This window comes from Legionella nigrisilvae (assembly GCF_977063395.2).
This window is the reverse complement of record NZ_CDRUGZ020000019.1, coordinates 35,762-48,452: the sequence shown is the minus strand read 5'-3', so window position 1 is coordinate 48,452 and position 12,691 is coordinate 35,762. Positions and strand designations below refer to the sequence as shown.

The following is a 12,691-nucleotide window of genomic DNA, read 5'->3' as shown; positions in this document are numbered from 1 at the left end:
TGTATTAGTTTAGTTAATACAGGCTCGCAACTGTTTATTTTTTATAATAAGGGCGTTAAAGTTGATTCGCTGTCTAACGTGATATCCTGTTCCAATAAACTGCCCTTTTTTCCCGAAGTAGCTAAGAAACCATTCTTCATAAGCCCCTGTATTAATCGGTTCTGGGTCGCAGGTTGTTGCCAGATGGGTATTGTAACCGGTATTTGCCCAAGAGCGGTGGGAGGTTGCGGAATTGGTTTTCTACCAGGATTAAGTTCATTTTCCTCGGTCTCCAGTAATTTAAGTTGCTCGGAAGTAAGTGTTTCGACTTGACTGGAATAAATAAAAGGTAACATACGAAGCTTGAAAACCAACAAGAATGCCTCGAATTTACTACTTAACTCAGTGTATCCATATTGTGATGGTGCTGCATATGTGGCCTGTAATTGAGAAGGTGATAAGATCTCAATGTGATTGAGATCAGTACGGTAATAAATCTTATTATCATCTCCTAGTAAAATTAAAGGCTGGGGTTGGCGATATGCATCATCAATATCCGGCATTTGCTCCAGACCCCCATATTGAGTCTGTTCAGGCAATTTACTCCCGTTAAATACAAAATTTAAATCTTGTAAGGAACAGGTCATTCCTGCCAAACAAGCTTGTTTATTAAAATAATTATTGGCAATATTAAAATCATTATCTCCACTTGTTGTAACTGGGGGCTCACTATTATCGGGTGATGGATCGTAAATGCGTTTGGTATAAACAGTCACTTTGTTTAATTCATCATGTAAATTGTTGACTAAAATACTCCCCCAAATTCCAAAATGCTGTGGAAGCAGGGCACGTAGATCCCCCATAAATGAAATATGTCCGGCAGCAAAATGATCGGTATAGTAATGGAAACAAAAAAACTCCATGCCTAGTGCCAAAGCCTGATATCGATGGGCTAGATCGTGCAATTTGTCTTTATCCAATCCATTAGGCGTCAGTTTTAGAAGCTCAAGGAGGGCACTAAAGTCCTTATTTTTTGATTGATAATCTGGGTGAGTAATATATTGTTTTAACTCATAGTAAATACGCGCATATTTGAGAGCTATATGATGGCCTATCGTATATACCCGAACGGACCATGGAGTAAAATGTGATAAATTTCTGTTCAAAATGTCGCTGTAATTTTTTACCCTCAGAGCAAACATGAGTTGTTGTACATAAAAATTCAAAGTACTCGAAAAGGGGATGTAGTTTCCATTATTAATAGTATAAATCGTATCGATATCACTTTGGTGGACCTGGTTATTGGCCAACCTTTTATAAGAGTTGATTAATTTTAATTCCTCATCCTGCGTAACTGGCTTTTTAATTAAATATTTACCTAAGGTCTCACCAGCCCCTGTGCGATCTAAAGTTTTTCGTTTCTTCTTAAACTCACCAACGCTTGGTAAATCAAGAGAGACCTCTTTTCCACCGAAATAGTCGCCAGACATAGCGATAATGACGCCTGCAGATACATTTAAACCAATGGGTTCAGGAAGACCAAATTCATTAAACCCTTGTACTTGCAAGCGCAAGCCTCCCTTCTCATCGATGGTCACGTAGGGATTGCCCTCTAAGCTCTCCCAATCTTGAAATCGTAACGCATCACCCAGTTCCGTGTGTTCATTGGTGTTCATAAGCAAGCTCCCATTTTTATTTTTATTACGCTTTAAAAATCAATGAACTTCTGAGTCCGTTAACATAATGACCTAGCATGTCAAAATGCAAACCGATCAAGTTCTGTCCAAATATTCGTTTTGGAAAAAGAGGGATAAAAAATAAATATAGAAGTGGGATCCAATATTTTCAAATAGGACTGGTGGCTACCAGTTATCTCAGAGTTATATTTCCCATCTATAATTAAAAATAATCCAGCCGGTGGAGTTGATTATGAAAGATGAGAAAACAGAGCAACGGGTAGGAACAAATCGCAATACCTTATTTTCGTCAGACGATGCTACCCCAGCGAATACGGTCTCCTCTAAAGACCGCCTGAAAGATTTTGATGCTTCAAAACAAGAGCAATGGCTCGAATACAGTAAAAAAGTGATTCATGAATTGGGCTCAAAAGTATCCTCTTTTCCAAAAGAACCGCCAATCGTTCATAAAGATATTAATTGTCCTCCTGATATGTTGAGCTCCCAGGTAGGCTGTACTTATGCTTGGTTAGCGGATAAACGCCGTGAAGTAGCAAAAATGTTGAAACAAGGCCCGCTTAGACATCAATTTGGATTAATTAATAAACCAGGTTTTATGTCCACAGATGAGTTTAATCTATCAAAACATCTGCCTACCCAAAAGGATAAGATTTATGAACATTTGAAGAATTTGATTGAACAAAAGAATGAACATGTAGAGGTAAATCGACAAGAACATAAATCAGAAGAAGGGGCAAAATACACGATTAAAATTAAATTAACCCCAGAGGAGTTTGATTTATTACATAAGAAAAATACCACATCACAATTTCCCTTTATTGAGGATGATGTAGTTCTTACAATTACCTTCGAAGATTATGGGAAGAATGATAGTAAAACAGGGATAGTTATTGATCATTGTCCTACTCCTTTTCATCAGGATTATCGTGATCGCTCAAGCTATTTTCAGGTGCAATTTGAATTAATTCAACCTTATTTTCAGGATTGTATGGAGTGGACTCCTGATCAAGATATAAAGGAATTTCTTAAAAGTGCAGGAAAACTTGCTTATAGTCTTGCTCGATTACAACCCGTTGGCCGAGGAAACTCTGCTATTGTTGAATGGATGGTCAGAGGCCTTGCCCATGAAAAAAATATTGAATTAGGACCCTTTAATCACAATGAGTTAGGTTGGGATTTTAAAGCCTTCCTAACTCCGAATATCGATGACTATGCTCAGTGGTTTGCTGAAAAAGCATTTACGGGATATGTATTAACACACAATGAGGAATCCATTCCTAAATTATAAAATTGCGAAAAGTTAGATTACGGTCCCTAAATTTTAGAACCATCCCAGGGTTGCATTAGATGCAAGAATGACATTTTATCAATCTCATTTTTTCCCAGAAGCGGAATCTGCGCAACGCTTGCTATGATTATTTAAGCCAAATTTATACCTGCCCTTTATTTTATAAAGAACGTTGATATTTAGAGTGAAATGTATTGTTAGATGATGAATATGTTGGTAATAATAAAAAAAATGAACCTAAAAATGGATAAGTAACAGGTGTTTAAAAGGTCAGGCAGATCAAAATGCATTCTATAGGAACCTGGTGGTTATGGTTGTTTTTTATTGTTTTAATACTCATTGTCTTGAGTATTGACCTTATTTTTTTGACCCGAAAAAAAGAAGGCCCGGCTTCATTAAAGTTATCTATAATGTGGGTCACGGTTTGGATTGTCTTAGCTTTACTTTTTAACACATTTTTATGGGTGTATCTAATGCAAAACGAAACAACCCATATAGCCAACCAAAAAGCACTGGAATTTTTTACAGCTTATTTAATTGAAGAATCATTATCGATCGACAATATATTTGTATTTGTCATGATATTTAAATATTTTTCTGTACCCATGAAATATCAGCGTCGACTTTTATTGTTTGGTGTATTAGGCGCAATTTTTATGAGAATCATACTCATTGTCTTAGGTATATGGTTGATCAATAAATTTCATTGGATTTTTTATCTATTTGGCTTATTGCTTCTTTATTCCGCGTCAAAATTTTTTACTTTATTTAAAGATGAGCAATTTATTGCGAATAATTTTATTCTAAGAACATTAAGAAAATTTTTTCCAATAACAAAAACAATTTCAGACGAACGTTTTATTATTAAGAAGAATAAGTCGTATTTTATGACTCCTTTATTTGTGGTTCTTATTTTTATCGAAGTAAGCGATTTAATTTTTGCTATTGACAGCATTCCTGCAGTATTAGGTATTACCCAAGATCCATTTATTGCTTGTTCCTCGAATGCTTTTGCCATACTGGGATTGCGATCCTTCTATTTTATTTTGGCGCACATCCAAAATAAATTTTATTATCTTAATTATGGATTGGGTTTAATCTTAGGCTTTGTGGGGATAAAAATGATTGTGCATGACATCATTGATATTCCTGTAGTAATAACACTTGCAATGATTGTACTCATACTCGGTGGCTCAATTGTAGCGAGTAAATTGTGGCATAATAAAGTCGATTAAAACGCTCGTGGGATTAACAATCAAAGGATATTCATGGAGCAATTCTTTATTTTCGTACTGGTTGGCGTTATTGCACAAATAGTTGATGGTGCAATGGGTATGGCTTATGGTGTGATTATTACCGGGGTATTAGTCACTTATGGTATTTCCCCTGCGGTAGCAAGTGCTACAGTGCATACCTCTGAGATTGTTACAACAGGTATTTCAGGTTTTTCCCATGCAATGTTTAAAAACATTGATTATGCTTTATTTAGACGTTTAGCTATCCCCGGTGTTTTAGGGAGTATCCTGGGTGCTTATGTTTTAACAAAAGTTTCAGAAAAGGTGACAAGGCCTTTTATTGCAGTTTATCTAGTCATCACGGGCGTATTTATCTTATACCGAGCCTGCCAAGGTGGTAAAATCATCAAGCTCATAAAAAATTTTATGGTAAAACGAGTTACCCGGCGTGCATTGCCTTCAAATCATGCCCGCGGGTTAATTCCTCTTGGATTTTTTGGTGGTTTCTTTGATGCCACAGGGGGCGGTGGGTGGGGATCCATAGTTAATTCCACATTACTGGTGCAAGGCACGACGCCTCATTACACTATAGGTTCAGTTAATTTAACTGAATTTTTAATTACTCTTACTACTTCTGCTACCTTCTTTTTCACAATTGGGATCACTCATTGGTTAATAATTATAGGATTGATTGTTGGGGGCGCAATTGCTTCCCCTTTTGCCGCTTACCTCGTTCGTTATATTCAACCCAGAATCATCATGTTGTTGGCAGGAGTAGTAGTCATATTACTCGGACTTCACTCAATTTTTAGAATATTTATGAAGTAGGGGATGTTTAAACTGGAGAGAATAATTAATCAATCCATTAAGATCATCAACAAAGATGTGCTATCTAATGAAATAAATGTTTTATGATTGTTTCGATAAAAAGATAGACGAAGCTGGCATAAAAAAGAATCCCAATATACCCTAAAACAAGGAGTACACCGTCACGTTCTATTAATCCCAAACTAAAAATAATAAGAAGTGCCGCAAAGATAAAGTTACTCAATGGGATAGGTAGCATTAAAAAAATGGCTAAACAAAAAATAAGTATTCCATTGATTATTTCCATACACCGAGAAGTCATGAATTCCCAGCGTGGTTTCAAAAAGTATTCGATTTTAGTCAAATAAGGTACGGTGGCATAAATCACTTTAGAAATAGTTTTTTGATGAATCGTACGTTTGGCTATAACTTGGGGTAACCACAATGTCTTTCTGGCAAATACCATTTGGCAGGCAAAAAGTGCTATTGGTACGCTAAATACCACCGAAACGCCGGGGATTGTAGAGAAAGGTAAAGCACTGGGTAAAGCAAAAAACAACAACACAATGCCAAACGCACGCTCTCCTAGAATTTGTAAAATTTCTTGATAGGTTAATTCGCCCTTTAAATCCTTGTGGTTGGCAATCTCCAAAAGGATATCAGAAGAGTGTGTAGTCGTAGTATCCATAATAACTCGCAGTTATAACAAGACATCATATTTATGTACTATCAAAGAATAGAACAACATTTCTGATGCGAAGAAGAACTTCAATCTTAAATTATAACGACAAGATTTCACAACGTCGCAGAGAATAAATTATCCCAAAGGTTTAGGAAATTTTTGTAAATAAAGCATACCAAATTGATAGGAAGCATAATCTGTAATATGGCCTACATCCCGATATACCGGGATACCATTGATTTCCGCTTTACAAATATTTTGCTCACATTGTACCTCCTTTGGATCTATTATAATCAATTGAGGATATTTATTTTTCATTATGATAAATAGTTGTTTAAACCACTGATCCTCATTAAAAGTAAAATCACATTCATGGGGGGTGTAGGATGTTCTTAATTTAATATGCTTAAAAAAGCAATCATGAAAATTATTTTGCATTAAAGCGGTGGAGTGCATCAATACGGGCTTTGCTCCAGATTGGGTGATGATTGAGAGTGCTTTATCCAAGGCTTCTTCCAATCTTTTTTGGGTCAAGGGTAAAGAGCGTTGATCATCCACGTTATTTATGATGTTTTCTGACAAATAATCAGCCCATAATTGTCCAATGATGACATAATCATAATGGTTACTTTGGATCATCTGATAATATTTTTGGGTAAGTTCATGGCAGAGGGTATAAACTTGCTTTTTAAAGTGCCACCAATCATAGAGATAAATATCAGGTAAGGTTAAGCAAGAGGATACAGTTTGCATTAAAATGGAGACATTTGCTGCTTGTCCTAATACATCGATAAAGCCCCAATAATGATTGGAAAAGGAATCCCCGATCATCAAGGCACGCTTACTATTCAATTTCTTTGAGCCAGCGAGGCATTGCATATTAATTTCATGCTTGTGGTCGGTAATACACAAATCCCTCAGTTGACTGCTGTATTGATCTAATTGTTGATATACGGCTAATAGTTCGCCGTCAAACCGCTGTGGAAACCCATGGTTTTTTTTTATTACGTAGTCAGTCAGGTGAACCAGCAGTATGGGGACTAATAATAGAAGCACAACGGTATAACGAAATGGCATGTTCTTCCAGCGTTTAGAAGGTTTTTCAATAAAATGCCAAGAGAGATAGGCTAAAACAAAAATAAGCCCAAAAGCAGCGCACAAAACACGAGGGGTTTCTATAATGCTTTGATATCTTAGCACTGAGAACACAACCCAATGCCAAATATAGAGTGAATAAGACAACAGACCAATAAATACTAGAGGTTTGCTCGAAAGTATTTGGCTCAAAAGGTTTTTAGGAGAACACGTTCCTAAGGCAATAAGGAGTCCAGTTGCACTACAAACAACAAATGCATCTACATCCGGATATCCTGCTAACTCGGGATTAAGTCGAGCAATATAGATCAAGGTTATAAATGCCAAACCGCCAATAAGGTTTAAAAGATATTTATTGATAGAGCCGACTGTCATCGGAATAAATGCAACACAAGAGCCGGTTAAGAATTCAAAGACTCTACTGGAGAGCAAGTAATACGTATGTGCAGGGAATGTTCGGGCATTGTATAAAGATACTAATAAAGTAAAAAAGGTCAACCCAATTAGAATAGGAAGCAAATATCTCTTAGGGGAGAAACGATATAAACAATAGATAAAGAGAGGTAAAAGTAAATAGCATTGCCATTCTATTGAAAGAGACCAGGTATGCAATAAAGGAAGTTGATGCGTATCCGGTGAAAAATAACCCGTTGTCGTTTTATCAAAGAATAAATTGGACAAAAATAAAGACGTTTTGCGAGCACTTCTGCTGTATTGCATTAAATCATCAGGTAAAAAAAACAACAAAGTCGAGGTGGTTGCCAAAAAAAGCAAACAAATAAAAACAGGTTGTAACCGCCAGAGTCTCCGATTATAAAAATCTAAAAATGAAAAGGAATTATTTTGGAGGGATTCATGAATAATCCGCGTAATGAGAAAACCGGAGATGACAAAAAATACATCGACTCCTATAAATCCGGAAGGAAAAAAAGAGAGTCCTGCGTGATAAATTAAAACCAATATAATCGCAATGGCTCTAAGTCCATCAATATCGGGACGGTATTTCATTCACGTTCAAACAAAAAGTCCCAATGCTATCACCTTGATTAAAATTTATCTATTTAATAAATACGTTATTTTTAAACAATGAGGTGTCTGGTTTATAGGACAACCCGTTTTATTTGAGCGATACTATTATAATCGATAGTTCGAATTTATGAGGAAATGATGGATACCTTACGAACGTTTTTTGCCATTCTTCTCCCAAAGGAAACGCAAGTTCCTCTTTCTGATAGCTTAAAGACATTACAACCCATCATGTCCTCTGAATACATTCGCTGGATACCTATAGAAAAAATGCACATCACATTACAGTTTCTCGGAAACTTACCACAAGAGAAGTTGATGGCTGTGGTTGAAAGCGCGCGCAGTGCAATAAAAACCCTACCCGCATTTCGACTCGAATTCGGTCCTTTTGAATGGTTTCCCACCTTACGACATCCTAAGATTCTTTCGCTATCCGTTCAACCTCAAGTAACTTTAGCGATATTGGCCGATACAATTGGGAGCGCCCTAACTGCTTTAAATATTCCAATTGAAAAACGCCCATTTCGTGGGCACATGACAATGGGAAGATTAATTCGAAGAGGAGTGCCCTATGAACTATTGGAGACTATAAAGAAACCAACTATCCCTGCAATCATTGTTAATAAAATTCATCTTATAGAAAGCAAAGCCGATAAAGGTAGGCAAAATTACTATCCATTAGCAGAGTTCAGATTAGCCTCCGCTTAGACGGTTTTCTGGCTTCGTTCATCTCAACCATAAACACGCAACAAATACTCCATGATTGCACGTAATCCCATGGCTTCCCCGCCTTCGGGTTTCCCGGGTTTACTTTGCTCACTCCATGCCATAATGTCAAAATGTATCCAAGGGGTGTGTTTAGTAATGTATCGTTGTAGAAATAATGCCGCAATAATCGCTCCCCCATAGGGATAGTCAGTGCAATTGCTCATATCAGCAACAGATGAGCGCAAAAATTTTTCATAAGGTTCAAATAAAGGGAGTCTCCATACAGGATCAACTGCTTTATGTGAGGCCTCGATGAGACCTGATGCTAAAAAATCATCATTAGTAAAAAATGCTGCTATTTCCGTTCCTACAGAAACACGAGCTGCTGAGGACAAGGTAGCAAAGTCAATCAATAATTCAGGTTCTTCTTCACAAGCCCTTACAAAAACATCGGCTAAAATCAGACGTCCTTCCGCATCTGTATTATCAATTTCTACAGTTAAACCATTACGCATAGTTAGAACATCACCAGGCCTAAAAGAACGGGGTCCAATAGCATTTTCTACGGCGGGAATAAGTAAATGTAAACGAATAGGTAAGTTCTTTTTCATAATCCAGTGAGCAAGACCTATCGCATGGGCCGCACCACCCATGTCTTTTTTCATTATTCGCATCCCGTAGGAGGATTTAAGATTCAATCCCCCCGTATCAAAACAAACCCCTTTGCCCACTAAGGTAATCCGAGGATTTTTTTCATCACCCCAGATTAAGGAAAGCAGGCGTGGCTCTGATTGGGAGGCACGGCCCACAGCATGAATGGCAGGAAAATTTGCCTGCAACAATTCATCGCCAATCCATTGTTTGAACTGTGCGTTATGTTCTGCGGCTAAAGCTTCAACTGTATTTGCCATTTCTTTAGGCCCCATTTCACTCGCGGGCTGATTGATTAGATGACGTACCAAAAAATGGGCTTGGACTGAATCGATCAAATTTGAGAATATTTCTTCCTCAATGACTAAGACCCTAGGAGAAGGAAAATCTTTTTTGTATCGCTCAAAACGGTATTGCGCTAAAGCCCAATATAAGGCGGCTTCCTGAGAGCAAGGTTCTTGCAGTTGGTAATGGTTTGCTGGCAATAATAGAGCAGCATGAGCCATTGCTAATATCTGAGATTCATTACCAGTTCCTACATAGACTTTCTCTAATAAACCCTCGGTATCGTGAAATAAGCAATATTCACCAATTGCACCATTAAAATGAGTTTGAACAAAATAATTACGTTCTTTAGGGCTTAATGTCGTATTTTGTTCTTGGAATTGCTTTGGAGAAATTAAATAAAGCGGAATGGAGTTGACACGATTGATTGTATAAAAAAGCTCAGCATGCATGTCAGGATCTCCAAAAACTAGTGAAATGATTTTTAAATTGATTATTAATTATCTATTCTGAATTTATTTTTGTCAAAAAAGAGAAGAATAGCAATAGGAGCCAGGGTGCAGCGAAGCGAAACTCGGACCCCACCCGCTGCGACCAGGCTATATCTGGAACATACAAAACAGGTTTATTGTTTAAATCTTTGATACAGTCCGATTAAATCAGCTTCGCCGATAACATGTCCAGTCATGGCATTCAAAACTAAATCTCGCGTTGTACCATCACCTAAATTTAAGACGGTATCTAAAGCATATAATTTAAAATGATAACTATGAGCAATTCCAAAAGGGGGGCAAGGGCCTCGATATCCTAACCCATCCCAACTGTTTTTTGCATTTGCGGCTCCTGTAGGTACTGGGCTTCCTGCATCTAATTGGTGCACGTCGGAAGGTATATTAAACAAAATCCAATGCGTCCAGACGCCATCAGGAGAATCGGGATCGTCTACAATCAAGGCAAACGATTGTGTTTTAGGGGGAATATTACTCCACGTTAAAGGAGGGGATTGATCTGCTCCAGTACACGTATAAGAATCTGGAATTAGTGAATTCATTTTAATGTCTGGGCTTTTTAAGGTGAGAGAATAAGCACTATTGTATTGAAACATAGAAAGTACTAAGAACAGAAGAAGAGAATATTTTTTCATAATATTTTACTCCGACTCATCTAATAAAAGATTAGATAATAAAGTATGGCACGGAAATTACCTAGAAAAGAAAAAACAAATACCGAGGAGAATTTTTTAATCTAAAAGAGACGTTATTCCTAGAGTATAATGGTTTTTTCAAGTAGTGTTTTCATCGTATCGAGTTGCTTTTTAATCCGTTGTCCAAGATATAAATAGGATATGAAATGACAAGTGAATGTGTTATTGATTTAATCGTGGCAAAAAAAGAAAAATCGTTTATTGTTTTTGAAGACAAGCATTTTATAGCCTTTTTGGACTCTCGACCTCTTTTTCCAGGCCATACTCTGTTAGCTCCTAAAATGCATATTAAAACAATGTATGAGGTTCCTGAGCCTATGATCGCTCCTCTTTTTTTACTCACGCAAAAACTGGGGACTGCGGTTGAGAAAGCAATGGATGCGGCAGGAAGTTTCATTGCAATGAATAATACAATCAGCCAAAGCATACCTCATCTCCATATACATATTGTTCCTAGAAATAAACACGATGGACTTAAAGGTTTTTTCTGGCCGCGAACTCATTATAAGAACGAAGCCGAGATGCATGAAGTGCAAGAAAAAATTTGTAAGCAGTTGAAAACACAAGCCTAAAGAACCTATTCAAAGTTCATAACAAAACTCATTGGTTGCTTTGTAATGCACTTGCTTGGTTTTGGCGCCCTGTTTTTTTAATTGCATTATCAATGATTTATTATTAAAAGTTTCCACCCATTTTTTAATCTTTGACAGAGGCCATCTGTGCTTATAAATGACCTCACCATGACTATCCAATTCTTTGACAACAAGTATTCTGGGTAACTTAAACGGTAACGCATCCTCATTCAAAATGAGAATAGCTAAAAAGATGCGTAATGAATAAAAAGAGGGATGAAAGTCACCACTTCGATGGTTAATATTTTTTAAAGTAGTGCATTTGGTGTTGGTAAATTTTATATTGCCAGCAGTTTGGCATTGCGCTTTATTCTGGGGTTTCCCAGTCATTTGAAAATGTTTAGGAGCATTTATATTGGGTCTGGTTTCCCTGGCGAACCATACACGTCCGTCCATATCAACTAAAAAACGGAGAGTAGGATCTTCCCTTTTTGAACGCTTTTCTTCAAGTAATTTTTCCAAAGTGGATAAAGACTCAATGAAATAAGTACATTCTTCGTGATGAACTTTATTAATTAAATGAAAACAATTGGAGAAATCAGGTGCTACAGAAAAAAACTCTTCATGGAGTTTAGGGTAAAACAACATACAACGTACCTCTTATTCCTTTGGGCTAGATTGCAAACATATAGTCCTTAGTGTATCTAAGGAAAAAACAGTTGCGGATTTTTCCATTCTTGCTTTACAAGGTCAATAGTATATTATTGATTTTAGTCCCAAAACTGATTCAGTTTGAATTTAATAATAACCGGGATAATCATGTATTTTCTCTCATTTATACTACTAGGATGGTTTACAATGACTTCTAATTTATCAGCAGCTGATACCCAACATCATGATAATGCATATGATTATTCATTCCATACATTACGCGGACATGAAAAACTACCTTTGTCCTCTTTTAAGGGAAAGGTGTTGATTGTAGTAAATACCGCGTCAAAATGTGGTTTTACCCCACAATACGCACGTTTAGAAAAACTGTATGAAACCTATAAAGATAAGGGCTTAGTTATACTCGGAATTCCTTCAAACGATTTTGGTGGCCAAGAGCCGGGGACTGAGGAAGAAATTGCTAGTTTTTGCCAAGTTAATTATGGTGTAACTTTTCCGATGGCCGCCAAGGAAGTAGTTTCAGGAAAAGATGCGCATCCTTTTTATCTTTGGGCTCGACAGAAATTAGGGTTTGGTACCGCACCAAAATGGAATTTTCATAAATATCTCATTAACCGTAACGGAGAACTTATTGATTATTTCTATTCAACTACTTCTCCAGAATCAGGAAGATTTATCAAAGTTGTTGAGAAAGCACTGGATGAGAAAGCATGATTTAAAAGGACGAAATGGAACCTGGGGATTCAAACCAATGTAGTTCCCGAGGTTCCAATCGATTGAATCAGAAAAC

Annotated in this window: 12 protein-coding genes; 6 read left to right on the top strand and 6 right to left on the bottom strand. The window is 36.9% G+C overall.

All coding sequences use genetic code 11. The features are described from left to right. Nucleotides 1-41: 41 nt before the first annotated feature. The gene (locus ACWTE2_RS05320) at nt 42-1,655 is read right to left on the bottom strand and encodes a hypothetical protein (protein WP_454784483.1); all 1,614 of its coding nucleotides are present in this window, start codon (nt 1,653-1,655) and stop codon (nt 42-44) included. Nucleotides 1,656-1,908: 253 nt separating this feature from the next. Here ACWTE2_RS05320 and ACWTE2_RS05315 point away from each other — a divergent pair, with 253 nt between their 5' ends. The 3 genes from ACWTE2_RS05315 to ACWTE2_RS05305 all read left to right on the top strand — a co-directional run bounded on the left by ACWTE2_RS05315 (nt 1,909) and on the right by ACWTE2_RS05305 (nt 5,027). Beyond that, nucleotides 1,909-2,964 carry a hypothetical protein gene (locus ACWTE2_RS05315; RefSeq protein WP_454784482.1) on the top strand — a complete coding sequence of 352 codons (1,056 nt, stop codon included), beginning with the start codon at nt 1,909-1,911 and terminating at the stop codon, nt 2,962-2,964. Nucleotides 2,965-3,248: 284 nt separating this feature from the next. Continuing rightward, nucleotides 3,249-4,199 (top strand): TerC/Alx family metal homeostasis membrane protein, encoded by a 951-nt coding sequence (locus tag ACWTE2_RS05310; protein ID WP_454784481.1) that lies wholly within the window; start codon nt 3,249-3,251, stop codon nt 4,197-4,199. A 33-nt stretch (nt 4,200-4,232) separates the two neighbouring features. After that, the gene (locus ACWTE2_RS05305) at nt 4,233-5,027 is read left to right on the top strand and encodes a sulfite exporter TauE/SafE family protein (protein ID WP_454784480.1); all 795 of its coding nucleotides are present in this window, start codon (nt 4,233-4,235) and stop codon (nt 5,025-5,027) included. Between the two features lie 64 nt (nt 5,028-5,091). Here ACWTE2_RS05305 and ACWTE2_RS05300 read toward each other — a convergent pair whose 3' ends face one another. Continuing rightward, the gene (locus tag ACWTE2_RS05300) at nt 5,092-5,694 is read right to left on the bottom strand and encodes an exopolysaccharide biosynthesis protein (protein WP_454784479.1); all 603 of its coding nucleotides are present in this window, start codon (nt 5,692-5,694) and stop codon (nt 5,092-5,094) included. A 129-nt stretch (nt 5,695-5,823) separates the two neighbouring features. Then, nucleotides 5,824-7,791 carry an acyltransferase family protein gene (locus tag ACWTE2_RS05295; RefSeq protein WP_454784478.1) on the bottom strand — a complete coding sequence of 656 codons (1,968 nt, stop codon included), beginning with the start codon at nt 7,789-7,791 and terminating at the stop codon, nt 5,824-5,826. 156 nt (nt 7,792-7,947) lie between these two features. Here ACWTE2_RS05295 and thpR point away from each other — a divergent pair, with 156 nt between their 5' ends. Further along, nucleotides 7,948-8,517 carry an RNA 2',3'-cyclic phosphodiesterase gene (thpR, locus tag ACWTE2_RS05290; protein ID WP_454784477.1) on the top strand — a complete coding sequence of 190 codons (570 nt, stop codon included), beginning with the start codon at nt 7,948-7,950 and terminating at the stop codon, nt 8,515-8,517. Nucleotides 8,518-8,540: 23 nt separating this feature from the next. Here the strand turns inward: thpR and ACWTE2_RS05285 are convergent, their stop codons facing one another. Both ACWTE2_RS05285 and ACWTE2_RS05280 read right to left on the bottom strand, forming a co-directional pair. Beyond that, the gene (locus tag ACWTE2_RS05285) at nt 8,541-9,905 is read right to left on the bottom strand and encodes a leucyl aminopeptidase family protein (RefSeq protein WP_454784476.1); all 1,365 of its coding nucleotides are present in this window, start codon (nt 9,903-9,905) and stop codon (nt 8,541-8,543) included. 173 nt (nt 9,906-10,078) lie between these two features. Beyond that, nucleotides 10,079-10,597 carry a YbhB/YbcL family Raf kinase inhibitor-like protein gene (locus ACWTE2_RS05280; RefSeq protein ID WP_454784475.1) on the bottom strand — a complete coding sequence of 173 codons (519 nt, stop codon included), beginning with the start codon at nt 10,595-10,597 and terminating at the stop codon, nt 10,079-10,081. 206 nt (nt 10,598-10,803) lie between these two features. On the opposite strand from ACWTE2_RS05280, the gene ACWTE2_RS05275 reads away from it, so the two are divergent. Further along, a complete protein-coding gene (locus ACWTE2_RS05275; RefSeq protein ID WP_454784474.1) occupies nt 10,804-11,229 on the top strand; it encodes an HIT family protein in 426 nt (141 codons plus the stop codon). A 9-nt stretch (nt 11,230-11,238) separates the two neighbouring features. On the opposite strand, the gene ACWTE2_RS05270 is transcribed toward ACWTE2_RS05275, so the two are convergent. Next, the gene (locus ACWTE2_RS05270) at nt 11,239-11,877 is read right to left on the bottom strand and encodes a hypothetical protein (protein WP_454784473.1); all 639 of its coding nucleotides are present in this window, start codon (nt 11,875-11,877) and stop codon (nt 11,239-11,241) included. 210 nt (nt 11,878-12,087) lie between these two features. Between ACWTE2_RS05270 and ACWTE2_RS05265 the strand changes: the two genes are divergently transcribed. Further along, on the top strand, nt 12,088-12,615 hold the full coding sequence (locus ACWTE2_RS05265) for a glutathione peroxidase (protein WP_454784472.1): 528 nt from the start codon (nt 12,088-12,090) through the stop codon (nt 12,613-12,615). The last annotated feature ends 76 nt before the right edge of the window (nt 12,616-12,691 follow it).

Bases quoted from the DNA above. Each gene is read 5' to 3' on its own strand.
- ACWTE2_RS05285 (WP_454784476.1), bottom strand. From the start codon at position 9,905: ATGCATGCTGAGCTTTTTTATACAATCAATCGTGTCAACTCCATTCCG.
- ACWTE2_RS05315 (WP_454784482.1), top strand. From the start codon at position 1,909: ATGAAAGATGAGAAAACAGAGCAACGGGTAGGAACAAATCGCAATACC.
- ACWTE2_RS05310 (WP_454784481.1), top strand. From the start codon at position 3,249: ATGCATTCTATAGGAACCTGGTGGTTATGGTTGTTTTTTATTGTTTTA.
- ACWTE2_RS05265 (WP_454784472.1), top strand. From the start codon at position 12,088: ATGACTTCTAATTTATCAGCAGCTGATACCCAACATCATGATAATGCA.
- ACWTE2_RS05280 (WP_454784475.1), bottom strand. From the start codon at position 10,597: ATGAAAAAATATTCTCTTCTTCTGTTCTTAGTACTTTCTATGTTTCAA.
- ACWTE2_RS05275 (WP_454784474.1), top strand. From the start codon at position 10,804: ATGACAAGTGAATGTGTTATTGATTTAATCGTGGCAAAAAAAGAAAAA.
- thpR (WP_454784477.1), top strand. From the start codon at position 7,948: ATGATGGATACCTTACGAACGTTTTTTGCCATTCTTCTCCCAAAGGAA.
- ACWTE2_RS05295 (WP_454784478.1), bottom strand. From the start codon at position 7,791: ATGAAATACCGTCCCGATATTGATGGACTTAGAGCCATTGCGATTATA.
- ACWTE2_RS05270 (WP_454784473.1), bottom strand. From the start codon at position 11,877: ATGTTGTTTTACCCTAAACTCCATGAAGAGTTTTTTTCTGTAGCACCT.
- ACWTE2_RS05305 (WP_454784480.1), top strand. From the start codon at position 4,233: ATGGAGCAATTCTTTATTTTCGTACTGGTTGGCGTTATTGCACAAATA.
- ACWTE2_RS05320 (WP_454784483.1), bottom strand. From the start codon at position 1,655: ATGAACACCAATGAACACACGGAACTGGGTGATGCGTTACGATTTCAA.
- ACWTE2_RS05300 (WP_454784479.1), bottom strand. From the start codon at position 5,694: ATGGATACTACGACTACACACTCTTCTGATATCCTTTTGGAGATTGCC.